Source organism: Streptomyces mayteni (genome assembly GCF_054783955.1).
In genome coordinates this window covers 1-21820 of record NZ_BAAGPR010000123.1, presented here as the reverse complement: position 1 = coordinate 21820, position 21820 = coordinate 1, and the positions used below count along the sequence as shown (strand labels likewise).

Genomic DNA, 21820 nt, shown 5'->3' with positions numbered 1-21820 from the left:
TCAAACGGCTCGCACTACTGGCCATGCACCCACCGGGACCGAGAGGTCACAACCCTACCCGTGAGGGCTGCAGAAGGGATGGTCCCCTAATGAGCACCACCACCGACCAGCCGTCCGCGCCGGCCGCCGCCGGCTCGACGCCCGCCGCGCCGCGGCGCTCCCCGCTCGCCGGCCGCGGCGAACTCGCCGTCGTCGCCGTGCTGTTGGCGCTCGCCGCGTTCCTCACCCACGGCCTGCTCACCATGACCGTGCCCCCCACCGCGGGCTCGCCTGGACCCCGCTTCTTCCCGACGATCGTCACCGGGCTCGCCTACGCCCTGGCCGCCCTGCTGACCTGGCAGATCCTGCGCCGCCCCGCCGCGCCGCGGGACACCGGGAGCGAACCCGCCACGGCCGGCGAGCCCGCGACCGACGAGCCCGCCCACCCCACCGGCACCGACTGGCGCACCGTCGGGATCGTCGTCGGCACCTTCCTGCTGTTCACCGCCGCGCTCGAACCGGTCGGCTGGCTGCTCTCGGCCGCCCTGCTCTTCTGGGGCGTCGCCCACGCCCTCGACCGCCGCCGGCCGCTGTTCGACGCCAGCCTGGCGCTCGCCGTCTCCGCCGTCGTCCAACTCGCCTTCTCCGCCGGCCTCGGCCTCGCGCTGCCCGCCGGCATCCTGGAAGGGGCGCTGTGATGGACCCGATCTCCCACCTGCTCGACGGCTTCGCCGGCGCCCTCAGCCCGATCAACCTGCTCTGGGTCGTCGTCGGCGCCGTGCTCGGCACCGCCGTCGGCGTACTGCCGGGGCTCGGCTCGGCCATGGCCGTCGCCCTGCTGCTCCCGGTGACCTTCAGCCTCGACCCGACCGGCGCGTTCATCATGTTCGCCGGCGTCTACTACGGCGGCCTCTTCGGCGACTCCACCACCGGCATCCTGCTCAACACCCCGGGCAACAGCTCGGCCATCGCCGCCACCTTCGAGGGCCACGCGATGGCCAGGGCCGGCCGCGCCCCGCAGGCACTCGCCACCTCCGCCATCGGCGCGTTCATCGGCGGCATGATCGCCACCACCCTGGTGGTGTTCTTCGCGCCCCGACTCGCCGACCTGGCCGGGCTCTTCGGCCCCGCCGAGTACTTCGCGCTCGCCGTCTTCGCCTTCGCCGCCACCGCGACCGTGGTCGCCGACTCGGCCGTCAGGGGCTCGATCTCGCTGGTCATCGGCCTGAGCCTGGCCCTGATCGGCATCGAAGGATCCTCCGGCGCCTCCCGCTTCACCCTCGACCTGCCGCCGCTGCTCGACGGCGTGTCCATCGTCGTCATCACGGTCGGCCTGCTGGCCCTCGGCGAGGTGCTGCACGTCGCGTCCCGCATCCACCGCGAGCCGCCCGCCATGGGGGCACCTCCCGGCGTTAGCCGGGGGAGAGTGGCGTTCTCCGGCCGGCCCTGGCTCTCCCGCGGCGACGTGCGCCGCGCCTGGCCGGCCTGGCTGCGCGGCGCCGGCTTCGGCGTGCCGTTCGGCGTCGTCCCGGTCGGCGGCTCCGAGGTGCCGACCTTCCTCTCCTACGCGACCGAGCGGCGGCTCGACCGCCGCCGGCGCGAGCCGATGTTCGGCAAGGGCGCCATCCAGGGCGTCGCGGGACCCGAGGCGGCGGGCAACGCCACCGCCGGCAGCGCCATGGGCGCCCTGCTCGCGCTCGGCCTGCCCACCTCCGCCACCGCGGCGATCATGCTGGCCGCGTTCCAGCAGTACGGGATGCAGCCGGGCCCGCTGCTCTTCGAGCGGAACGGCGAACTGGTGTGGACCCTGCTCGCCTCGCTGTTCATCGCCATGGTCGTGCTGCTGGTGATCAACCTGCCCTTCGCCCCGATGTGGGCCAAGCTGCTGCTGGTGCCCAGGCAGTACCTCTACGCCGGCATCACGGTCTTCTGCGGCCTGGGGATCTACGCCACCTCGGCCTCCGCCTTCGACCTGCTCCTGCTGCTCGGCATCGGCCTGCTCGGCCTGCTGATGCGGCGCTTCCAGCTGCCGCTCGCCCCGGTGCTGATCGCGGTCATCCTGGGCCCGCTCGCCGAGACCGAGCTGCGGCGCGCCCTCGCGGTGAGCGAGGGCGACGTCGGCGTCCTCCTCGACAGCGGCATCGCCGTCACCCTCTACCTGCTGCTCGCCGTGGCGCTCGCCCTCACCGTCGGGAACCGGGTGCGGGGCGCGGTACGGGCGCGGCGGGCGAGGACCACCGTGCCCGGGTGAGCGGCGGTCAGTCGTCGAAGCGGCGGCGGGACGACTCGATGTCGGCGAAGTACCGGTGGGTCCACTCGCACATCGCGTCGACCGTCTTCCGCAGGCCCTGGCCCGACACGGTGAGGGTGTACTCGACCCGCGGCGGCACGGTCGGGTACACCGTGCGCTCGACCAGGCCGTTGCGCTCCAGCATCCGCAGGTTCTGGGTGAGCATCTTGTGGCTGATGCCCTCGACCTCGTTCCGCAGCTCGCTGAAGCGGAGGGTGCGCTCGCCGAGCGTCTCGATGATCAGGAGGGCCCACTTGTTGGCGACGTCCGAGAAGATCTCCCGGGCCAGCGAGTCCGCCCGCCGCAGATCCGCCTCGTCGACCGCCGTGCCCTTGAACTGCTTGGTCACCATCGGGTTCCCCAGTCACTGAAAAGTGCGTTCTTCCACGTCAGAGCACACTCTCTTACGGTTTCCGGGGAACCACAAGAGAGCGCGCCCCCGGGGCGCGGCTCATGACGAGGAGACGAGCGTTATGGCCATCACCCTGCTGAATCCCGAAGGACTGCCGAAGATCGACCTCTACCGGCAGGTGTCGGTCGCGAGCGGCTCGAAGATGGTCTTCGTCTCCGGGCAGGTGTCCTGGGACGAGAACCAGGCGCCGATCGGCGAGGGCGACCTGGTCGCCCAGGTCGAGCGGTGCTACCTCAACGTCGCCCTCGCGCTCGCCGCGGCCGGCGCGACCTTCGACGACGTGGCGAAGCTGAACGTCTACGTGGTCGACCTGACCCCCGACAAGCTGCCGCAGTTCCTGGAGGGGGCGGCACGGGCCGCGGCGAAGCTCGAGGTCACGCCGGTGCCGCCGATCACGGTGGTCGGCGTCACCGCGCTCGACGTGCCCGAGCACCTGGTCGAGATCGAGGCCACCGCGTTCCTCGACTGAACCGGCGGCTCGACCGACCAGCGGCTCGACGGATCGGTTCCCGTCGAACGTGTCCGGGGCGCCGCCGAACCGGGCGCCCCGGACGCTGGTCCAGTCCACGCCAGGTGGTGACGAACACCTCACCGCGAGGTGAGCCGGCGCCGACCAGCGCCCTGGCCAGTGGTAACCGGTCTGCAATATCCGGTAGACGTCGCTCGGATATCGTCTACGAACGGACCTCCGCGGCGGCACGCGGGGCCCGGGAGAGAGAATGGCGAACGTGCGCAGACTGGCCCGGTTGATCGACCCCTTCATCGTGCTCCTGCTGGCCACGGTCGGGCTCGCCGCCCTGTTCCCCGCCAGCGGCCGGGCCGCGGACGGCGTGGACGCCGCCACCGCGGGCTTCATCGGCCTCCTCTTCTTCCTCTACGGCGCGCGACTCTCCACCAGCGAGACCATGGACGGGCTGCGCCACTGGCGGCTGCACCTCACGATCATCACCTGCACCTTCGTCGTCTTCCCCCTCCTCGGCCTGGCCACCCGCGGCCTGGTGCCCTGGTTGGTCAGCGATCCGCTCTACCCCGGGCTGCTGTTCCTGTGCCTGGTGCCGTCCACGGTGCAGTCCTCCATTGCCTTCACCTCCATCGCCAGGGGCAACGTCGCCGGCGCCATCGCGGCCGGCTCCTTCTCCAGCCTGCTCGGCGTCTTCGTGACCCCGCTGCTCGCCGCCGGCCTGATCGGCGCGAGCGGTGGCTTCTCGGCCGACACGCTCCTCACCATCGGCGGCCAGCTGCTGCTGCCGTTCGTCCTCGGGCAACTGCTGCGCCGCTGGATCGGCGGCTTCGTGAAGCGCCACCGCCGCGCGCTCTCGGTGGTCGACCGCGGCTCGGTGCTGATCGTCGTCTACGCGGCGTTCAGCGAGGGGGTGACCGAGGGCGTCTGGGGCGAGGTCAGCTGGCGCCGGCTGCTGGCGCTGTTCGGCGTCCTGGTGGTGCTGCTCGCCGTGATGCTGCTGCTGACCTTCTACGGCTCCCGCCGGCTCGGCTTCGCGCGCGACGACCGGGTGGCGATCGTCTTCGCCGGCTCCAAGAAGTCCCTCGCCGCCGGGCTGCCGATGGCGGGCGTGATCTTCCAGGGGCAGGCGGCGATGGCGGTGCTGCCGCTGATGATGTTCCACCAACTGCAGCTGCTCGTCTGCGCGTTCCTCGCCCGACGATGGGCGAGGTCGAGCCAGCCGGCGCCCGCTCAGAAGGTTCCGCACCCGACGGCGGCCGCCCGCGAGCCGGCGACTCGCACCTCAGGGGCCCGTGCGGGGCGTGGCGCGCCCTAGCCGGAGCAGGCCTTGACGATCGCGTAAATGATCACAGCGAGGACGAGATAGCCGAGGCAGCTCGGCTCGTCGCCGTCGATCGCTCTGCGGATCCGCTCGCGCTCGTCACGCCGCCCCCGTTCGTACGCGTCCCAGTCGCTCACGGAACCACCCCCAACCGGCCGAGACGCCGAGCCTCGGCCCACCCCCGTCAGCCTGTGACGTGACTCGCGGTCGCGGTCGGGGCGTCGACCGCCCCGTTGCCTCGCATCATGGCACCGCGCCGTCGGCGGCGAATCAGCAGTGCGTGCGCGGTTCCTTGTCGCTCGGCGCGCCCGCTCGGCGCGCCCGCCGCGCGTCCGGCAGACCGCGCAGCGCCTCATGTCGGAGTTCACCCGGCGGTGCGCCGTAGGCGGCGCGGAAGGACCGGCTGAAGTCCGCCGGGTGGCGGAACCCCCACCGCAGGGCGATCTCCCCGATCGTCCTGTGCCGCAGCCGTGGATCGGCGAGATCGGCCCGGCAGTGTTCCAGCCGGCGCCGGCGGATCGTCGCGGCGACCGTCTCCGGCCGTTCCCTGAACAGTTCGTGCAGCGTCCGCACGGAGATGTGGTGGTGCGCGGCGAGGTCGGCCGGCCGCAGGTCGGCGTCGTGGAGGTTGCGCTCGATGAAGGCGTCGATCCGGGCCAGCAGCGCCTGCCGGTGGCTCTCCGGCGGGACGGCGTCGGCGACCTCCAGCCGGCCGGCGAGGAGCGTCACCGCCAGGTCGACGGTGACGGAGCCCAGCCTGGACAGTTCGGCCGGTCCTGACTCCCGCGCCTGTTTCAGGAGCGTGGACAGGTACTGGGCCAGCAGCGCGCCCGACGTGGTTCTGGCGGACAGGCGCTCGGCGAGCAGCCGGTCCACCGTGTCGAAGGGCAGCGGGAGCAGCGCCCTGGGCAGCCGGATCATCTCCACCCGGACCGGGCGGCCGCCCCCGCGGAAGTCGGCCCGCAGCGGTCGGGAGGTGGAGTACAGGCCCAGCTCGCCGACGCCGAGCCAGGAGGTGGTGCGGTTCTGCTCAAGCCCGATGCGGCCGGCGCGGACCGCGAACAGGTAGTAGTCCTCCGGGTCGTGGCCACGGATGTGCGCGCGTGTCCTGGTGGCCGAGCACGACGAGAGGTACAGTGCGGAAACGCTCGTGGGCGGGAGGACGATGCTGCCGGTTCCCCCGCGGAAGCGCGCGGGGCGTTCGCTGGCCATCGTCACTGCCATGACGTCCTCCCGCATCAACTGCCCCCACCAGTCGAAGCGGTCGCCGGCGGGCAGGCCGTCGGTCGACACGGAAACCCACCCGCCCTGCGCGGACGCCCGCGGCGGCGCCACGGGCCTCACTCGATCAGCCATCCATGAATGGTCTCGCGCCTGAGCCTCGGGACACAGCCGGGCGCAGGCCAAGTCCGCGACGCCGGGCGGCCCGCCGGGGGCTCAGGGCGTGGCGGGGACCGACAGGGCGACGCGGTTCGCGCCGGCGTAGATGTTCATCGATGTGCCGCGGAGGAAGCCGATCAGCGTGAGGCCGGACTCGTCGGCCAGGTCGACGGCCAGGGAGGAGGGGGCCGAGACGGCGGCGAGGGCGGGGATGCCGGCCATCACGGCCTTCTGGACCAGTTCGAACGAGGCGCGGCCGGAGACCAGGAGGATGGTGTCGTCGAGCGGCAGGTCGCCCCGTTCCAGGGCCCGGCCGACGACCTTGTCGACGGCGTTGTGGCGGCCCACGTCCTCGCGGACGTCGAGGAGCCGGCCGTCGGCCGCGAACAGGGCGGCCGCGTGCAGGCCGCCGGTGCGGTCGAAGACGCGCTGCGCGGCGCGCAGCCGGTCGGGGAGTTCGGACAGCAGCGCGGGGTCGAGGCGCGGGCCGCCCGCCAGGGGGAGCGGCCAACGGGCCGTCGTCCGCACCGCGTCCAGGCTGGCCTTGCCGCAGACGCCGCACGACGAGGTCGTGTAGACGTTCCGCTCCAGCGAGATGTCCGGCAGCGGGACGCCGTCCGCCAGCCGCACGTCCAGCACGTTGTAGGTGTTGCCGCTGCCGTCCGGGCCCTGGGCGCCGGCGCAGTAGGTGATCCGGGCCAGCTCCTCGGGGCGGGCCAACACCCCCTCGCTGACCAGGAATCCGGCGGCCAGCGCGAAGTCGTCGCCCGGGGTGCGCATGGTGATGGCGATGGCCAGGCCGTTGAGGCGGATCTCCAGGGGCTCCTCACCCACCAGGGTGTCGGCCCGCTGGCTGACGGCGCCGTCCCTGATCCGGACGACGCGGCGGCGTTCGGTGACTCGTCCCATGGGTTCATCATGCCCCGGGGCGCGGCGGAAAGCGCCCCGGAGGCACGAGATCGTGTACGGAGTACCGTAGACGATTCGCCGGCGGTCGGCCTCAGCCGTCGGCGCGCCGGCTCTCGGGCGGGCCGAGGTAGCTGGGCCGCAGGCCGCCGGTGTCCACCACCAGCTTCTGCAGCACCACGGTCGGGTCCACCATCCAGAACCGCAGCACGTGCCGCCCCGGCTCGGCGATCCGGTGCTCGGTCGTGGTGATCCGCACGTTGTCCGACGTGCCGTGCTCCCACTGCCGGTTCATCGACGTGTCGTCGGCGCCGCTGACCGCCTTGACGTTCACCCGCCGGGGCACGTCGTCGTCGAACGAGACGGCGTAGCTCAGGCCGTCCGTCGGCAGCACGTTGTTGCGCGGCGAGAGACAGGCGAGCACCCGCACCCGGCCCGTGGTGAACAGCGTCAGGTCGTACTCGAGACGTGGGCCGTGGCCGCCCGGGGTCTGGCGGGGGGCCGTGACCGGGAACGGCGTCATGCCGTCGCCGGTGCGGCCGAGGTCCTGGACGCGCTGCCAGCGGACCCCGGCGCGCCCCACCGCCCGGTCGAAGTGCCCGGCCTCGACGGAGACATAGCCGTTGGCCTCGACGAAGCCGGTGAGCCGGCGCAGCGGCACCCCGGGGTTGTTCACCACCGCCGTGACCTCGACGCGGGCGTCGCCCGGGCCGGTGACGACCAGCGGCACCCGTCTGGTGCCGAGCGGCGCGGCGGCGAAGTCGACCGTGACCTCGGCCCGCACCTGGCTCCGCACGGTGCCGGCGGCCGGTGAGACCCGCAGCCACGGCACCCCGGCTTCGATCCGGTACTCGAACGGCTCCCGCCCGCGGTTGAACACCTCGACGTACTGGGCCGGTTGGGACTGGTAGGGGCTGAACTCGGGCAGCACCGCCGGCGTCGAGGCGTTCGGCCACCACTCGGCCGAGCCGTCGACGGCCACGCCGAGCTCCGCGCCGGCCGCCGGCTCGATCCGGCGGACCGGCGGGAACACCTCGTCCGGCAGTGCCTCGTGGTTCGGTGTCTGCGGCTGCTGCCAGGGCGCGTCGGGTCCGTAGCGGGCGACGTCGCCGTAGCCGATCTTCGGCTGCGTCTGGAAGCCGGTCCACTTCCCGTCCCGCAGCGTGTTGTTGTAGTAGTCCGACATCGCCTGGTCGTCGGCGAACCTGGCGTCCGTGTCGTCGGCGAGCTGGTTGGCGGCCGCCCGGCCCTGTCGCGCGTAGTGCAGGTTGGTGAACTCGGCGGACCGCAGCGCGTACAGGTTGGCGGTGGCCTCCACCTGGTACTGCACCAACTGGTAGTAGGCGTCGTGGTGTTCGTCGGGCAGCGCCTCGCCGATCCGCTGCGCCCTGGCGTCCAGCTCCTCCCACTCGGCGGTGACCCGCTCCAGCTCCCGGTAGTCGGTGAGGCTGAACGGGGTGGCCTGGTCGTCGTAGCCGATCGCCGCGGGGTCGGTGGCCGGGTCCCTCGTCGGGTCGACCGTGATCCGCCGGTTGAGCAACTCCGGCTTGCGGCGGGCCTGGAGGACGCCGTAGTCGTGCAGCACCCCGGCGATGGCCTCGGCGTGCTCGCGGCCGAAGCTCTGTTCCGCGTACTGGCGTTCCCACTCGCCGAGCCGCTCGATCGGCCAACGCTCCGGGTCCCAGGCGTAGTCGAGGAAGAACTGCAAGGGCAGCTCCTCCGCCTTGAGGTCGCCGACGTTCACCACCCAGAGCCGGTCGATGCCGTAGCGGTACGACAGGTGCAACTGCTCCCAGGTGGACGCCAGGTTGATGGTGTCGACCCACTTGTAGTTGCGGCCGCCGCCCACGTAGTCGAAGTGGTAGTAGAGGCCGTAGCCGCCGGCGCGCTCCGGCAGCCGGGGGTCGGGGACCTTCCGCATGTTGCCCCAGTTGTCGTCGCAGAACACGACGGTGACGTCGTCCGGCGGGCGCAGCCCCTGGTCCCAGTAGCGCTGGACCTCCTTGTAGAGGGTCTGCACCTGGGGGATGGCGGTGACGTCGGCCGCGCCCGTCGTCTCGGCCAGGATCCGGCGCTGGGCGGCCAGGATGGACTCCATCAGCTCGATGCCGTCCCCGTCCGGGAGGCTGACGTCCCCGTTGCCGCGCATGCCGAGCGTGACGACGCCCTCGAAGTCCTCGTCCACCATGCGCCGCACGCCGTCCGCCCAGTAGCGCCTGATGGCCTCGCCGTTGCGGCGGAAGCTCCACTCGCCGGTGCCGCCGTACGGGTCGTGCCCCGGCGTGACGATCTCGCCGGCCGCGTCGCGCCGAGCGGGCACCGCGTGCCGGTTCCACTCCTCGATGCCGCGCATCATCGGGGCCTCGTGGGAGGTGCCCATGACGATGCCGTACTCCTTGGCGGTGGCGTGGTTGGCCGGGTCGTCCTCGGCGAAGGCGCGACCCCAGACGGCCGGCCACAGGTAGTTGGCGCGCAGCCGCAGCATCAGCTCGAACACCCGGGCGTAGAAGGCGCTGTTGAAGCCGTTGGGGAAGTCGGGGGCGTGTCCCGGGCCGAAGAAGGCCGGGGCCCAGGTGCCGAGCGCCGGGTTCTCGTCGTTGATGAAGAAGCCCCGGTAGCGCACGGCCGGGGTGCCCTGGGTGAAGCGGCCGGGGAGCAGGTGGACCCGCTCGTGGCGGGGCACCGGCACGTCGGCCCACCAGTGCCAGGGGGAGACGCCGAGCTGGCGCGAGGTCTCGTAGAGGCCGTAGATGGTGCCGCGCTGGTCGCTGCCGGCGATCACGAAGGCCCGGCGCACCCCGGGCAGCGGGTTGAGCACCAGCTGTTCGCGGGTGGTCTCCCACCTGCCGGCGATCCCGGTGACGTCGAGCTTGCCGGCCGCGACCAGCTGGTCGACGAGCGGGCTGCGGCCGATGGTGCCGACGATGACGAGGTCGTCGTGCCTGGCCGGCGCGCGGTCGTGGCTGATGTCGGGGGCGCTGCCGGTGGCCCGTTCGATGTCGGACCGCAGGTCCTGGACGGCCCGCAGCACGCCAGGGTGGTCGGCCGAGCTCACCAGGATCGGGATGGTTCTGCCGTCCGCGACCAGGGGCAGGCTGCCGGGTCGCCAGGCGGTGGAGACGAAGGTACCGCGCCGCTCGGCCGTGTTCGCGGGCGCGGCGGAGGCGTTGGACGCGGGGTCGGCCGCGGCGACCGTGGGCGCGGTGCCGGCGGCCGCGACCGTCAGGGGGAGGAGACCGAGGAAGGCGCGACGGCTCGTCATGATCCATCTCCAGGCGGGGGGTGGCGAAAATTATCGGCGGAGTTCCGGAAGGAACGGGCCGAGATCTCGGATGAAGCTAACGAGGCGTCATGCCCAGGTCAATACTTGGTTCGCGACGCGATCGCCCCGCGGCGAAGGACGGTTGGCGCCACGTCCCGCGAGGGCCCGGACCGGCGGCCGGCTGAAAACCTTTCGGACGACCGGTGTCGAGCCGGTCCGCATGCCGACCCCCCGGTTGACGGGCCAGCCGGCCGCTGTTCCACTGGGAACATGAGCGGCGAGCGGCGTCTGGTCACCCGCGACCACATCGACTTCGGTCGCGTGTGGTCCGCCGCGTGTCGCCGCCCCTGACGCGGGCGCGCCCGGCTCACCCCCTCCCGGCCGTTCCCGCACGGCTGTCCTCCGCCGCGTGACCGCCACCCAGGCGCCGCCGTGGCCACCCAGGCGCCGCCCCGGCGCCGCCGTGGCCACCGACGTGCGCGCCCACCCCGGCCACCCGCCTTCGCCTCGCCGCCTGACGGCATCACCCCGCCATCGAAGGGCCTCATCGCCATGCCCGTGGAATTCCTCGGTATCGCCGCCACCCACGACGGCTCGGAGACCACCCCCCGCTCCGGTGCCGCGTTCGACCCTGACTACACGCTCCGCCTCGCCCGCGCCCACGAGGACCACGGCTGGGACCGCGTGCTGTTCGCCTACGGCTCGGGATCACCCGACCCCGCGACCGGCGCCGCGTTCCTCGCCGCCAGGCTCGACCGGCTGAACATCCTGCTCGCCCACCGCCCCAACGTCTCCCAACCCACCTTCGCCGCCCGCACCTTCGCCACCCTCGACCAGCTCAGCGGCGGCCGGCTCACCGTCCACTTCATCACCGGCGGCAACGACCACGAGCAGCGCCGCGAGGGCGACACCCTCACCAAGGACCAGCGCTACGCCCGCACCCGCGAGTACATCCAGCTCGTCAAGCGGATCTGGACCAGCCACGAGCCCTTCGACCACGAGGGCGAGCACTACGCCTTCCACGACTACGTGAGCGACGTCTTCCCGGTCCAACAGCCGAGGCCCGACGTGTCGTTCGGCGGCTCGTCGCCCGCGGCCCTGGCGACCGGCGGCGCCGAGGCCGACATCTACTGCCTGTGGGGCGAGCCACTGGCCGAGACCGCCCAGCAGATCGAGGCGGTACGGGCCGCGGCCGCGGCCGCCGGGCGGCGCGAAGTGCCGCGCATCCAGGTCGCGTTCCGCCCGATCATCGCGCCGACCGAGGAGCTCGCCTGGGAGAAGGCCCACCGCACGGTCGGCGCCATCCGGGCCAGGCGGGCCGGCGTCGACCGGCCGGCGCCCGAGAACACCGGCTCCCAGCGGCTGATCGCCATCGCCGAGCGCGGCGAGCGGTTCGACCGCGCGCTCTGGACCCCGACCGCCGCCGCCACCGGCGGCGCGGGCAACTCCAACGCCCTGGTCGGCACTCCGGAGACGGTCGCGGCCGCGCTGCTGGATTACTACGACCTGGGAGTGGACATCATCTCGGCGCGGGGCTACGACCTGTTGGGCGACGCCATCGACTTCGGGCGCCACGTCATCCCCCTCGTCCGCGAGGAGGTGGCCAGGCGCGACGCGGAGCTGGCGGCCTCGCGCGCGCCGGCCGCTGCGGCCGGCTGAGCAGCCGGCCGCGTCGGCGGCCGAGCTGACCGGACTGGGGACGGCGGGGTGTGATGGGTGACGGAGGGCCGACGGCCGACTGTCCCTGCCCCCTGCCGTCCGCCCCGCCCCGCTGGCTGCTGACCTCGCGCCGCCACATCGACCTGCTGCGGGTCTGCAGCGCCTACCAAGACCGCTGAGGCGGTTCGCGGCCTCCCGCCCGCGGACCGTCGCTCCGGCCTGCCCGCGTGCACCGTCTCGTGCGCACCCCCCTCCCCCCTTCACCTCCCCGTTCACCGCCCGTTCCCGTCCGAGCCCGCGAGGGAGACGCATGTCCACGACGCCGTCGCTGCCCGCCTGTACACCCGCCTCGTCCATCAGGGGCCGGATCGGCCCCGACGCCGACCACGGCTACTACCCGGCCGCCCACCGCTACCACCTGTATCTCGCGCTGTCCTGTCCCGGCTGTCTGCGGATCGCCGTCACCCACGCCCTGCTCGGCCTCGAAGGCCGGATCTCCCGCACCCTGCTGCCGCCCGTGCCCGACGCGCCGGGCGCCGGCTACGCGGCGCTGCGCGAGCCCTACGAGGCGACCGCCTACCGCTACCCGGGGCCGGCCAAGGCCCCGGTGCTCGCCGACCGGTGGACCGGCCGGGTGGTCAGCAACCACACCGGCGACATCCTGCGCGACCTGGCGCTGCGCTTCGGCGGCCCGGCCGCGCCCGAGCTGTATCCGGCCGGCGCCGAGGACGAGACAAGGGCGCTCGACCGGCTCTTCGGGCAGGACATCAACGCGGCCGCGCAGCGCGCCGGCCAGGCCGGCGGCGATCCGGCCGGGCGGGCGGCCGCGCTGGCCACCCTGCTGGGCGCGCTGGGCACCGTCGAGGAGCGGCTGGCGGCGGGGCCCCACCTGCTGGGCGACGCGCTGACCGCCGCGGACGTACACCTGTGGGTCACGCTGGTGCAGTTGGACACGGTGCACCGCTGGCATCTCGACGCGGAGGCGGTGCACAGGATCGCGGCGCACCCCCGGCTGTGGGCGTTCGCCCGGCGGCAGTTGGCGAACCCGGCCTTCGCCGGCCAGCTGCGGCTCGACGAGATCGAGCGCCGCCACCACCACGACTGCCGGGGGCTGGAGGCGGCCGGCGCGGCCGTCCAGATCATCGACTGGACGGCCACCGGCGAGTTGCTGGCCTCGCCGGCCAGGCAGCGCGGCCCGCGCTAGCTGGCGGCGCGGGCCCGCGCTCAGCGCCCCGGCACCGTGGCCGGTTCGAGCAGCCGGCTCTCGCCGCCGTCCGGCGCCACCGGCACCTCGCCGGCCACGGTGATCCGGCGGAGCGAGCGATGGTGGCCGTCGGAGTCGTCGACCGCGTAGTGCTGGGTGGCGCGGTTGTCCCACATGGCCACGTCGCCCGCGCGCCACTGCCAGCGCACCGTGTTCTCCGGGCGCTCGATGTGCCCCTGGAACAGCTCGAACAGCAACTGCGAGTCGCGGGCCCGGATCCCGGCGAAGCGCTGGACGAAGTTGCCGAGCACCAGGCTGCGTTCGCCGGTCTCCGGGTGCACCCGGACCACCGGGTGCTCGGTGCGGAACCTGATGGCCGCGAACACCTCGCGGAACCTGGCGAGTTGGGCGGCGTCGGCCTCGGGCCGCACGGCGGCGTAGTCGAACTCGTTGGTGTGGATGGCCCGCAGCCCGTCGGCGAGGGCGCGCAGCGGCTCGGGCAGCGCGGCGTAGGCCGTGGCCGTGTTGGCCCAGACGGTGTTGCCGCCGTAGGGCGGGATGGTGATGGCCCGCAGGACGGAGAACGCCGGGTAGTCGGGCACGAAGGTGACGTCCGTGTGCCAGCGGTTGGCGCGGTCGCCGTGCTCGGAGTCGACGGGGAACGCGTAACGCCCGTCGGCCGCCGGGACGGTGGGGTGCGCGAACAGCGGCCCGAAGAGCCGCCCGAACGCCTCGTGCCGTTCCTCGTCCAGATGTTCCTGGTCCCGGAAGAAGACCACCTTGTGGGCGAGCGCGGCGGCTCGGATCTCGGCCACGATCGACGGCGCCAACTCGCCGTCGATCCTGACGCCCTCGACGACGGCGCCGATCCGGCCGCCGAGACGGGTGATGCGCAGAGTGGGGGGTGCGGAGGTCATGGGGAGCCTTTCGGATGAGAGTGCGACGCTGCCTCGATCTTGTGGAACGCGCGGCGACGCGAACGCGTTTCCGAACACAGGGGGCCCGGTTTCCGGCCAGGTTCCGGGGTCGGCGAGCCCGTGGCGGTGGGGCCGTTGACCGGTTGGGCAGGCGGGAGTTGAATCCATTCAGACCGGCCCGATCCCCGCCCGATCCCAGGGAGCGACCGATGTCCCGCACCCCCGACCGCAGAAGCGTCATCCAGTCGGCCCTCGGCGCCGCGGCCCTGGCCGGGCTCGCCGCCGGCCACGCCAGCGCCGCCGCGGCGGCCGGCCCCTCGGCCACCGTGCGCGGCAGCACCCTGCTCGACGCCACCGCGCTCTACTTCGTTTCCTTCGACGGCCTGGTCAACAACAACGCCTTCCAGAAACACGGCCTGCTCACCCACAACGGCCACCAGTACGCCGTCTGGTACGCCGGCGACCGGCAGGCCACCATCGCCCGCCGCCCCCTCTCCGCCACCAGCTGGTCGCGGACCACCGTCGGCCACGCCCTCACCGTGAACGACTCGCACAACGTCATCTCGGTCGGCGTCTCCCCGGCGGACGGCCGGCTCCACCTCGTGCTCGACTCGCACAGCAGCGGCTACTTCTACGTCAAGTCGGTCGCCGGGCTGGCCACGTCGCCGGGCTCCCACCCCTGGCGCGCCGACCGCTTCGGCCCCGTCCAGACCAGCATGGACGGCACCGCCCTCACCAGTACCTTCACCTACCCGCAGCTCCTCGTCTCACCTGCCGGCCGGCTCCAACTCAGCTACCGCACCGGCTACTCGGGCAACGGCCAGGCCGCGCTCGCCGAGTACGACGGCACCCGCTGGACCAACCTCGGCGCCTGGTCGAGCGCCACCGGCGCCTACACCACCGCCCACGGCACCAGCAACGCCCGCAACCTCTACCTCCACGGCCTCGACTACGGCCGCGACGGCCGGCTGCACGTGTTCGGCACCTGGCGCGAGCAGTCCACCGCCGTGACCTGCGGCGCCAACCTCACCAACCACGACACCGTCTACCTGCGCAGCTCCGACGCCGGCCGCACCTGGAACAACGCCGCCGGCACGACCGTCGGCACCACGGGCTCCACCCTGGTCTCCGTCAACTCCCCAGGGCTCGTGGTCGATCCACTGAGCCCCGACCACGCGCTGATGAACCAGGAGTCCCAGGCCGTCGACTCGGCCGGCCGCCCACACGCGCTCATCTCGTACGTCCCAGGCCGCTTCGGCCAGTGCGTCCCGGACTACGTCGCCGGCCGCGTCGCCAACGGCTACAACTTCCACGTCCACCAGGACGCCACCGGCGCCTGGCGGAAGCGGGAGATCCCGGTGCCGATGCGATCCAGCCAGCGCTCGCAACTGGTGCTCGACGCGTTCGACAACGCGTACGTGGTCATGCCGTACCTGCGGATCGCCGCCGCGTCGGCCGCCAGCGGCTGGACCGACTGGACCCTCCTCTACGACGGCACCGCGGCCGGCTCGTCCCTCAACGCCTTCGGCGAGGTCGTCGTCGACTCCACCCGCGTCCCGGTCGACGGCGTGCTCTCCGTCCTCTACCAGGAGCGATCCACCGGCACCACGCCGTCGCCGCTGCGCGTCATCGACTTCCAGCTGTCGAGGGCGTGAGCCGGTCTCTCGACGGGGCGCCGCCTGCCGCCGGAGGCGGGTACGCGCCGGCGGTCAACGCGACAGCGTCGCGTGCCTGATCCCCGCCACGAACGTGCTCCATCCGGCGGGGGAGAAGACCAACGCCCCACGCGACCGGTCCTTGCTGTCGCCTACGGCCACCAGGGCGTCATGCGTGCACTGGGTCTCCAGGCACTCGCCCGCGTCGCTGCTGCTGTAGCTCGACTTGCGCCACATGTCAGCCGGCAGGGTGCCTCGCGGCGCACTCTCCCCGACCATCGGCCGTTCACTCCGCCGCCGTTGAGCTCTTGACTCGAGCGATGAAGGCGCCCCACTCGGCGGCGGGGAAGAGGAACGCTCCGCGCGTGCGGTCCTTGCTGTCACCTACGGCTACGAGACCATCGTGCGTGAGCTGCGTTTCCACGCAGTTCCCGCTCCCGGCGTTGGAGTAGCTCGACTTGCGCCAGTTGTCCGCCGGCAGACCGTGTCGCATCGTCGTCCTCTACTGACTGTCCAACTCCGCAGCGAGGGCGGAGATCAGGCTCATCGATTCGGGCGAGGACAGCGCCTGGGTGCGCAGGTGCTCTGCCGCGATTCGGTAGGGCGCCACATCGGCTGCTTCCTCGATGAAGACCCTACTATCCTTCTGCTCCAGGAAGGCGATGTCCATATCCGCGGGCGTCGGGTATGAGAAGAGCCGGAACGGTCCGTCCGTTCCCGCATGGGCGCCGTGCGCGTACGGGACGACCTGGAAGGTCAGATGCGGCGGGTTGTTGAGATCGACCAGCCTTCTCAACTGGTTGGCCATCACTCCAGGGCCACCCACCTCACGGTGCAGAGCTGCCTCATCCAAGACGCAGAAGATCCGAGGAGCCTCCTCGCGTTGGAGAAGTTTCTGACGCTCCAGCCGGATCTGAACGGCCTGGTCCACCAGCGGGCCGCGCGGTGACGGAAATCCACCGATGATGGCGCGAGCATAGGACTCCGTCTGGAAGAGCCCAGGAATCACCAGTGCCTCGTACTCGAAGATCTGGCAGGCAGTCGACTCCAGCTCGATCAACTCCTGGAGCCTCGGTGTCAGTACATCCCTCTGCTGCTGCCACCACCCGCGCTTGCGGCTGTTGCGGTTGAGCTCGACGAGCCCATCCCGCAGTTTCTCGTCCGTGACCTCGTAGAGGTCGAGTAGCGCCACCAACTCCAGCCTGGTCAGACCGGTCTTGCCCGCCTCAACCCGGCTGATTTTGGCATCGCTTGAGTCGATGAGGTCTGCTGCTTCCAGCTGCGACTTGGCCGAACGCTCCCGGAGCCGGCGAAGCTCCATGCCCAGGCGCATCCTGCGAACGGTGGTTACTGGTTGCCCCATGACAAATCTCCCTCGTGGAAGGGTGCTTCCTTCGATCCGTTGTACCGGCACAGGGCAGCGCGGCGCTATATCGCTCTACTGTTCATGGGATATGAAATCGCAGACTTGCGCCATCGTGCCTTGCGGAACTGGAGCCGCTGCTTCAGCCTGGAGCAGCTGACGGAGAGCGGTCGCAGCGTGACTCCACGTCGCGTGGCCCGTGAGTTGGGAGGGCGAATGGCAGTTCCCTTGGTTCCGGCGGTGGTCCTCAACCGCCGCGCATGCGCCTGGGATGTGAAAGCGACACCCGGCGAACTCGCGCGCTGGCGCGCCGAGGTGGGGGAGGTGGCCACTCGGTGGGGCGGCGGCGAGGGTGCGGTCGACTCCGTGCGGCTGGCCGCCACTGAGTTGCTGAGCAACGTGGCCCGGCACGTGGACGATCCTCGCTGCCGTCTGGCGATGGCCACCCGAGACGCTGCCCTGTACCTGATGGTCAGGGACCGCTGCGCCACGTTCCCCGCGATCACCGAGCCCGACTGGACCAGCACCGGTGGCCGCGGCCTCTGGCTGCTGCGCGAGATGGCCGGCGCGCTCGGCTGCCAACTCAGCCCCGGCCCGGCCAAGTGGGTCTGGGCTCGCTACGACGAGTACCGGGATCAGGGAAGCGCGGACCGGAACGTCTCGTAGGGGCTGGCGTGATGCCACGCCGCGTCGCGCAGCTGGCAGGCGCGCAGCACCTCGACCGGATCGTTGATCAGCTCCATTCCGATCGTGCGGTCCCCGTCGAAGTGGAAGCGCGCCAGGACCCGAGAGTCGAAGAGCCAGAAGTCCGACACGTTCAGCCCAAGGCACTCCGCGTCGCACCGCCACAGCAGGCGGATGTCCTCGCCCGCGGCGACGTTGGTGCGGGCGCATGCCAGCAGGTACCGCTGACCGGTCGTCGGCGGGTCATCGACGAGGCGCACCCGCTCGAACCGCTTGCCGGCGGCGATCATCCGTCGAACGTTCGCGAACCAGGGGTGGCCCACCTCGCCGGCCGTGTCGCCGGTGTTCAGGAACTCCTGGTACGACGGCATCGCTTGATCGGATGCGTATCCGGTGCGGGTTTCCAGACGCCAGGCCGTGTGAGTGAATCCGTCGTTGATGAACTCGTTGATTTCCCGCTGGGGCACGAACTCGGGCAAGGCTGTCCTCCGAATCGGGCGGGAAGTTGTCAGGGGCCGAGAGCCCGGTGGGCTCGGCGCAGGATGCGGTAAGCAGCCTCACCGTAGTGTGCTGACTGGTTGAGCCGGTCCCAGACTCTGCCGTAGAGAGCGACGCTTTCGGCGTCGTCGAGCCACAACTCGGCGTGCCAGTCCTCGACCACGACGAGCCGTTCGTCATGGATCCAGAATCCGTTGGTGGGTGGCAGGGGGAGTTGGGCCTCGAACGGGACGATGCCGAGGCGCACGTTGTTCGTGCCAGTCACCGTCATCAGCCGTTCCAGTTGCGCCGCCAGGACCGAAGGAGGACAGATCTGGGCTCGAAGCGCGCCCTCCCACATGACGAAGTGGTATTGCTTACCCGGCTGGTTGAGGAGCGACTGCCGGCGTATGCGGGCTTGAACAGCCTCGTCCAGGTCTCGACCGGAATCGTACAGGTCCGCATAAGCCGCGAAGACGCTCCGCGCGTACTCGGGGGTCTGCAGCATGCCGACGACCATCGCGTTCTGCCAGGCACGGACAACGGTGGATCGCTCATGCTCGGCGTTGATCGTTTCCTGCACGGGGCGGTGGCCCGCAGCCAGTTGACGTCGCCAGGAGCGGGTCCTGGACTCCAGGCTGCGAAGCCGGATCGTCAGCTCCGTCGTCGCCTCGGGGCGCTCGGTCCCCGCTGCCCAGGCACGTAGATCATCGAGCGCTGGCGTCTGGTTCCCGTTCTCCAGCTTGCTGACCTTGGACTGAGGCCAGCCCAGGCGGCTCGCCAGTTGGAGGCCGGTGAGGCCGGCCTCCAACCGAAGTTCGCGCAGCCGGGTGCCGAGCGCGACCCTGGCCCGCTGGAAATCAGTCGTCACCCAAGGGAAGCTACCTCAGCCGCGAAGCTCTGGTACGGCCTGGCGTGATGCCAGGCGGCGTCCCGCACCTGGCAGTAACGGAGGACCCGCCGTGGCTCGGTGATCAGCTCAACCCCCGTGATGTCGTCGGCGTCGTCGAAGTGGAGCAGGGCGACGACGCGGGAGTCGAAGATCCAGAAGTCCTCCGAGGGCAGCTGGAGGTGGTCCGCTTCGTCACGCCACAGGTTGCGGATGTCCTCGCCGACCACGGAGTTCTGGCGGCGAGCGCCGTCGAGAAGGTAGAGCTGCCCGGTGGTCGGTGGTCGGTGGGCGGTCGACGGTCCTGACCCGCTCGAAGCGTTTCCCGAGGGCCGCCTGTTCGCGACGTGAGACGCACCACGGGTGCTCCAGGTCGTATCCGGGATCCTCACCGCGCACGAAGCGCCGGTAGGTTTCCGTCTCTTCGTCCGACCGATAGACCTTTCGAGACTCCAGTCGCCATGCGGTGTGCTCAAGGGTCCTGAACATGTTGCCGAAATCGGCGAACTCGATGATCTGCGGTGTCCGTTCCGTTTCCTTCGGGGAAAAGTCCACCAGTAGCTCCCTGGGCACGATGACGAACGCCTCGCCATCCCTGACGTTTCGAAGCTGGGCGATGTCGTCCGGATCCGTGGCCTCGTGGCCCTGGACCAGGACTTCGCCCGTGTCAAGGTCCTCATAGGGGGTCGGGCATCCGTCGTTCCCCGAGTTCGTGCCCAGCAACCGGAGCCTTCGTGCCATACGTGGACCACCCTTCGTGTGATGGCTCTCCGGCCCAAGGATGCCGGTTTCTGTTTCGGCTGGCGTGCCGTGATTCGCGAATATTCTCGCGCGGAGACGAGGCGAATCCCGGTGTTGATGAATATTCGAGAATCGGGCGCGAACCACGCCACCCTCGTCGCCTACCGTTCTGGGCGGAGGTGATCCACATGTCGTATGTGGCTCCCCAGGTGACGGTCCTGGGGGCGGTGCGTGACGTGACGCTGGGGTCGGTCGCCGAGGACACGCAGGACGAGGACCGGTACTACGAGGACATCGGCGAGGGCGTCGAAGACGAGGAATGACCGGCCGAGATCGTCACCCGGGTCCATAGGAGCGGGTGACGGTCGTTCTCCTGCTGGGAGGTGAACATGCGTTGGGTAGCGGGGTGGGAGCACCCCTTCGAGTCGGCTCCCGTACGTCCGTACCCGTCCGGCGTCGACGTCGGACGGGTTGAGGGGCGGGCCTGGGCGATCGGTGCCCACCGGGTGGCCGCGGTGCGTGACGGAGCGGCGCGGTTGGCTGTAGTGGGGTGGTGTGGGGCCTCCAGGAGGGATCTCGAGGCCGGGTTGGCGGCCATGCGCCGAGGGGACTGGGGGCGGGTGACCCACTGGCCGGGGTCCTATCTCACGGTGTTCACCGCCCCCGGAAGCACCGTGGTGGTGAACGACCTGGCCGGCACCTGGTCGGTCTACTGGCGTGCCTACGGCGGAGGTTGGATCTGGGCTACGAGTGCCCGGGCCCTGGCCGCCCTCGGTGATCGCGATATTGACACCGACTTTCTGAGCGCGTCCCTTGTCGTGCCACTCGTCGAGGAATTGAACGAGGGGCGGTCGGCCTGGCGAGGCGTACGTCGGCTGTCGCCGGGACACGCGTTGGTGCTGGGAGATCGCGGTGCACGGACAGAGCCGTACGCGGTGGAAGCGGCATCGCGGCCCGACGCCGAGGAGTTGCGCGAGGCGCTGGTCGAGGCCGTCGATCTCCGAACGAGCGGGGTCAGGCAGATCACCGCTGATCTCTCCGGAGGCTTGGACTCCACCACCGTCGCGGTGCTCGCCGCCGCTCGGCGCCCGGTGTTCGCCGTCACCTACACCCACCCCGCGCTCGGCAACGGCGACGACCTCCACCACGCGGGCACGGCGGCGCGCGGCGCTCCCGCCATCGAGCGTCATCTCGTGTCAGGGAGCGACGCGGACCTGCCCTACGGGTCTCTGAACTCCGTCCCACCCACCGACGCCCCGACGTCCGACCTGCTCACCCTCGCTCGGCGGCGCGCCTATCTGATGCCCGCCGCGCGCCGGGACAGTGAGGTCCACCTGACCGGCAATGGCGGTGACGCCGTGCTGTCCACCTCACCGGCGTTCCTCGCGGACCTGGTTGCCAGCGGTCGCCATCTGGCCTCCGTCCGCGAGACATTGGCGCGGGCCCGGCTTTGGCGGGTGAGCGCGCAACGGCTGTGGCGGGCCGTTCATCGGCTCGGCCGGCAGTCGTACGCCGACGGACTGTGGTGCGCCGCAGGCCGGTTGGACGACGGCGACCGGGGGCGGGGCCTCTTCCGCTCCTTTGACTGGGTGACGATCTCGGCGGTGGCCGACTGGCTGCTGCCCGAGGTGCGCTGGCACCTCGCCGAGCGGCTGCGGAGCGCGGCCGAGACCGTGAGGGGGGACGAACCACCGGGCGGATGGCGGGACTGGCGCGGACTGCGTTGGTTCGGCGCCGGGCACGCACAGTACCTCGCGGTGGCCGACCGTATGGGGCTGCGGGTTTCCGCCCCCTTTCTCGACAACCGCGTGGTGCGCGCCACGCTCGGCTCGCCCTCGTGGGAGCGCACCGCCGCACGCCAGCCCAAGCCGCAACTGCGAGCAGCGATGGGCGGGCTGGTGCCGGAGAGCGTGCTGGCTCGCCGTACCAAGGCCAGCTTCAGCGGGCATGGTTACGCGGGCCTGCGCGCCCGCCACGGTGAGCTGCGCGAGTTGCTGGCCACGTCGCGACTCGCGGAGTGGGGGCCGGGGAGCTGTTGTCCGTTGGCTGCGGGTGAGTGTGTTCTGGCGCGTGTTGGCGCGTGTTGGTGTGTGTCCTGGGCTTGGCACTCGTGAAGTCTCTGGTGGGAGACGGGTGTTCTTTGGTCGAATGCGTGACCTTTGTGGGGGGTGGTCGTTGGACGTGGTGGCAGGGGTTTCGGTTTGTGGGTGGGGGTGTC

At 71.4% G+C, this 21820-nt stretch carries 22 protein-coding genes and 1 pseudogene; 11 read left to right on the top strand and 12 right to left on the bottom strand.

The genetic code is table 11. The features are described from left to right. The first annotated feature begins 89 nt into the window (after window positions 1–89). Both ACYVPE_RS34140 and ACYVPE_RS34135 read left to right on the top strand, forming a co-directional pair. Window positions 90–677, top strand: a complete 588-nt coding sequence (locus tag ACYVPE_RS34140; protein WP_461037684.1) for a tripartite tricarboxylate transporter TctB family protein — start codon at window positions 90–92, stop codon at window positions 675–677. Further along, entirely contained in the window at window positions 677–2230 is a 1554-nt protein-coding gene (locus ACYVPE_RS34135; RefSeq protein WP_461037683.1) for a tripartite tricarboxylate transporter permease, read from the top strand. Before ACYVPE_RS34140 ends, ACYVPE_RS34135 begins: the two co-directional genes overlap by 1 nt. Window positions 2231–2237: 7 nt before the next feature. On the opposite strand, the gene ACYVPE_RS34130 is transcribed toward ACYVPE_RS34135, so the two are convergent. Beyond that, on the bottom strand, window positions 2238–2621 hold the full coding sequence (locus ACYVPE_RS34130; RefSeq protein WP_461037682.1) for a winged helix-turn-helix transcriptional regulator: 384 nt from the start codon (window positions 2619–2621) through the stop codon (window positions 2238–2240). A gap of 121 nt (window positions 2622–2742) precedes the next feature. On the opposite strand from ACYVPE_RS34130, the gene ACYVPE_RS34125 reads away from it, so the two are divergent. Together ACYVPE_RS34125 and ACYVPE_RS34120 are read left to right on the top strand one after the other, a co-directional pair. Further along, a complete protein-coding gene (locus tag ACYVPE_RS34125) occupies window positions 2743–3150 on the top strand; it encodes a RidA family protein (protein WP_461037681.1) in 408 nt (135 codons plus the stop codon). A 250-nt stretch (window positions 3151–3400) separates the two neighbouring features. After that, entirely contained in the window at window positions 3401–4459 is a 1059-nt protein-coding gene (locus ACYVPE_RS34120; RefSeq protein ID WP_461037680.1) for a bile acid:sodium symporter family protein, read from the top strand. On the opposite strand, the gene ACYVPE_RS34115 is transcribed toward ACYVPE_RS34120, so the two are convergent. The 4 genes from ACYVPE_RS34115 to ACYVPE_RS34100 all read right to left on the bottom strand — a co-directional run bounded on the left by ACYVPE_RS34115 (window position 4456) and on the right by ACYVPE_RS34100 (window position 10013). Further along, a complete protein-coding gene (locus ACYVPE_RS34115) occupies window positions 4456–4602 on the bottom strand; it encodes a hypothetical protein (RefSeq protein WP_461037679.1) in 147 nt (48 codons plus the stop codon). The two genes, ACYVPE_RS34120 and ACYVPE_RS34115, sit on opposite strands and share 4 nt — an antisense overlap. 133 nt (window positions 4603–4735) lie before the next feature. Next, window positions 4736–5758 carry a helix-turn-helix domain-containing protein gene (locus ACYVPE_RS34110; RefSeq protein WP_461037678.1) on the bottom strand — a complete coding sequence of 341 codons (1023 nt, stop codon included), beginning with the start codon at window positions 5756–5758 and terminating at the stop codon, window positions 4736–4738. A 144-nt stretch (window positions 5759–5902) separates the two neighbouring features. Further along, window positions 5903–6754, bottom strand: a complete 852-nt coding sequence (gene fdhD, locus ACYVPE_RS34105; RefSeq protein WP_461037677.1) for a formate dehydrogenase accessory sulfurtransferase FdhD — start codon at window positions 6752–6754, stop codon at window positions 5903–5905. Window positions 6755–6845: 91 nt separating this feature from the next. Next, window positions 6846–10013, bottom strand: a complete 3168-nt coding sequence (locus ACYVPE_RS34100; protein WP_461037676.1) for a glycosyl hydrolase 115 family protein — start codon at window positions 10011–10013, stop codon at window positions 6846–6848. A gap of 552 nt (window positions 10014–10565) precedes the next feature. Here ACYVPE_RS34100 and ACYVPE_RS34095 point away from each other — a divergent pair. The 3 genes from ACYVPE_RS34095 (at window position 10566) to ACYVPE_RS34085 (ending at window position 12876) form a co-directional block, all read left to right on the top strand. Further along, a complete protein-coding gene (locus tag ACYVPE_RS34095) occupies window positions 10566–11672 on the top strand; it encodes an LLM class flavin-dependent oxidoreductase (RefSeq protein ID WP_461037675.1) in 1107 nt (368 codons plus the stop codon). 53 nt (window positions 11673–11725) lie between these two features. Next, complete coding sequence (locus ACYVPE_RS34090) at window positions 11726–11851, top strand: hypothetical protein (RefSeq protein WP_461037674.1); 126 nt, start codon at window positions 11726–11728, stop codon at window positions 11849–11851. 131 nt (window positions 11852–11982) lie between these two features. Beyond that, window positions 11983–12876 carry a glutathione S-transferase C-terminal domain-containing protein gene (locus tag ACYVPE_RS34085; RefSeq protein WP_461037673.1) on the top strand — a complete coding sequence of 298 codons (894 nt, stop codon included), beginning with the start codon at window positions 11983–11985 and terminating at the stop codon, window positions 12874–12876. Window positions 12877–12896: 20 nt separating this feature from the next. On the opposite strand, the gene ACYVPE_RS34080 is transcribed toward ACYVPE_RS34085, so the two are convergent. Beyond that, window positions 12897–13793 (bottom strand): TauD/TfdA dioxygenase family protein, encoded by an 897-nt coding sequence (locus tag ACYVPE_RS34080; RefSeq protein WP_461037672.1) that lies wholly within the window; start codon window positions 13791–13793, stop codon window positions 12897–12899. Between the two features lie 209 nt (window positions 13794–14002). Here ACYVPE_RS34080 and ACYVPE_RS34075 point away from each other — a divergent pair, with 209 nt between their 5' ends. Next, complete coding sequence (locus ACYVPE_RS34075) at window positions 14003–15448, top strand: BNR repeat-containing protein (protein ID WP_461037671.1); 1446 nt, start codon at window positions 14003–14005, stop codon at window positions 15446–15448. A gap of 54 nt (window positions 15449–15502) precedes the next feature. Here ACYVPE_RS34075 and ACYVPE_RS34070 read toward each other — a convergent pair whose 3' ends face one another. From ACYVPE_RS34070 to ACYVPE_RS34060, 3 genes are read right to left on the bottom strand one after another with little or no spacing between them, the layout of a single operon-like run. Continuing rightward, entirely contained in the window at window positions 15503–15685 is a 183-nt protein-coding gene (locus tag ACYVPE_RS34070; protein WP_461037670.1) for a DUF397 domain-containing protein, read from the bottom strand. A gap of 49 nt (window positions 15686–15734) precedes the next feature. Further along, window positions 15735–15941, bottom strand: a complete 207-nt coding sequence (locus ACYVPE_RS34065) for a DUF397 domain-containing protein (RefSeq protein WP_461037669.1) — start codon at window positions 15939–15941, stop codon at window positions 15735–15737. A gap of 9 nt (window positions 15942–15950) precedes the next feature. Further along, window positions 15951–16781: a helix-turn-helix domain-containing protein gene (locus ACYVPE_RS34060; RefSeq protein ID WP_461037668.1), complete on the bottom strand. Its 831-nt coding sequence runs from the start codon at window positions 16779–16781 to the stop codon at window positions 15951–15953. Between the two features lie 114 nt (window positions 16782–16895). Between ACYVPE_RS34060 and ACYVPE_RS34055 the strand changes: the two genes are divergently transcribed. Beyond that, entirely contained in the window at window positions 16896–17477 is a 582-nt protein-coding gene (locus ACYVPE_RS34055) for an ATP-binding protein (RefSeq protein WP_461037686.1), read from the top strand. On the opposite strand, the gene ACYVPE_RS34050 is transcribed toward ACYVPE_RS34055, so the two are convergent. The 3 genes and pseudogenes from ACYVPE_RS34050 to ACYVPE_RS34040 form a co-directional block, all read right to left on the bottom strand. After that, complete coding sequence (locus ACYVPE_RS34050) at window positions 17447–17974, bottom strand: DUF6879 family protein (protein ID WP_461037667.1); 528 nt, start codon at window positions 17972–17974, stop codon at window positions 17447–17449. The two genes, ACYVPE_RS34055 and ACYVPE_RS34050, sit on opposite strands and share 31 nt — an antisense overlap. Before the next feature lie 29 nt (window positions 17975–18003). Continuing rightward, a complete protein-coding gene (locus tag ACYVPE_RS34045; RefSeq protein WP_461037666.1) occupies window positions 18004–18843 on the bottom strand; it encodes a helix-turn-helix domain-containing protein in 840 nt (279 codons plus the stop codon). Further along, window positions 18840–19602 (bottom strand): annotated as a pseudogene (locus tag ACYVPE_RS34040) (DUF6879 family protein). Before ACYVPE_RS34040 ends, ACYVPE_RS34045 begins: the two are co-directional and overlap by 4 nt. Before the next feature lie 188 nt (window positions 19603–19790). Here ACYVPE_RS34040 and ACYVPE_RS34035 point away from each other — a divergent pair. Beyond that, the gene (locus ACYVPE_RS34035; protein ID WP_461037665.1) at window positions 19791–19925 is read left to right on the top strand and encodes a lasso RiPP family leader peptide-containing protein; all 135 of its coding nucleotides are present in this window, start codon (window positions 19791–19793) and stop codon (window positions 19923–19925) included. A gap of 66 nt (window positions 19926–19991) precedes the next feature. Next, window positions 19992–21716: an albusnodin/ikarugamycin family macrolactam cyclase gene (locus tag ACYVPE_RS34030; protein ID WP_461037685.1), complete on the top strand. Its 1725-nt coding sequence runs from the start codon at window positions 19992–19994 to the stop codon at window positions 21714–21716. Window positions 21717–21820 lie beyond the last annotated feature (104 nt).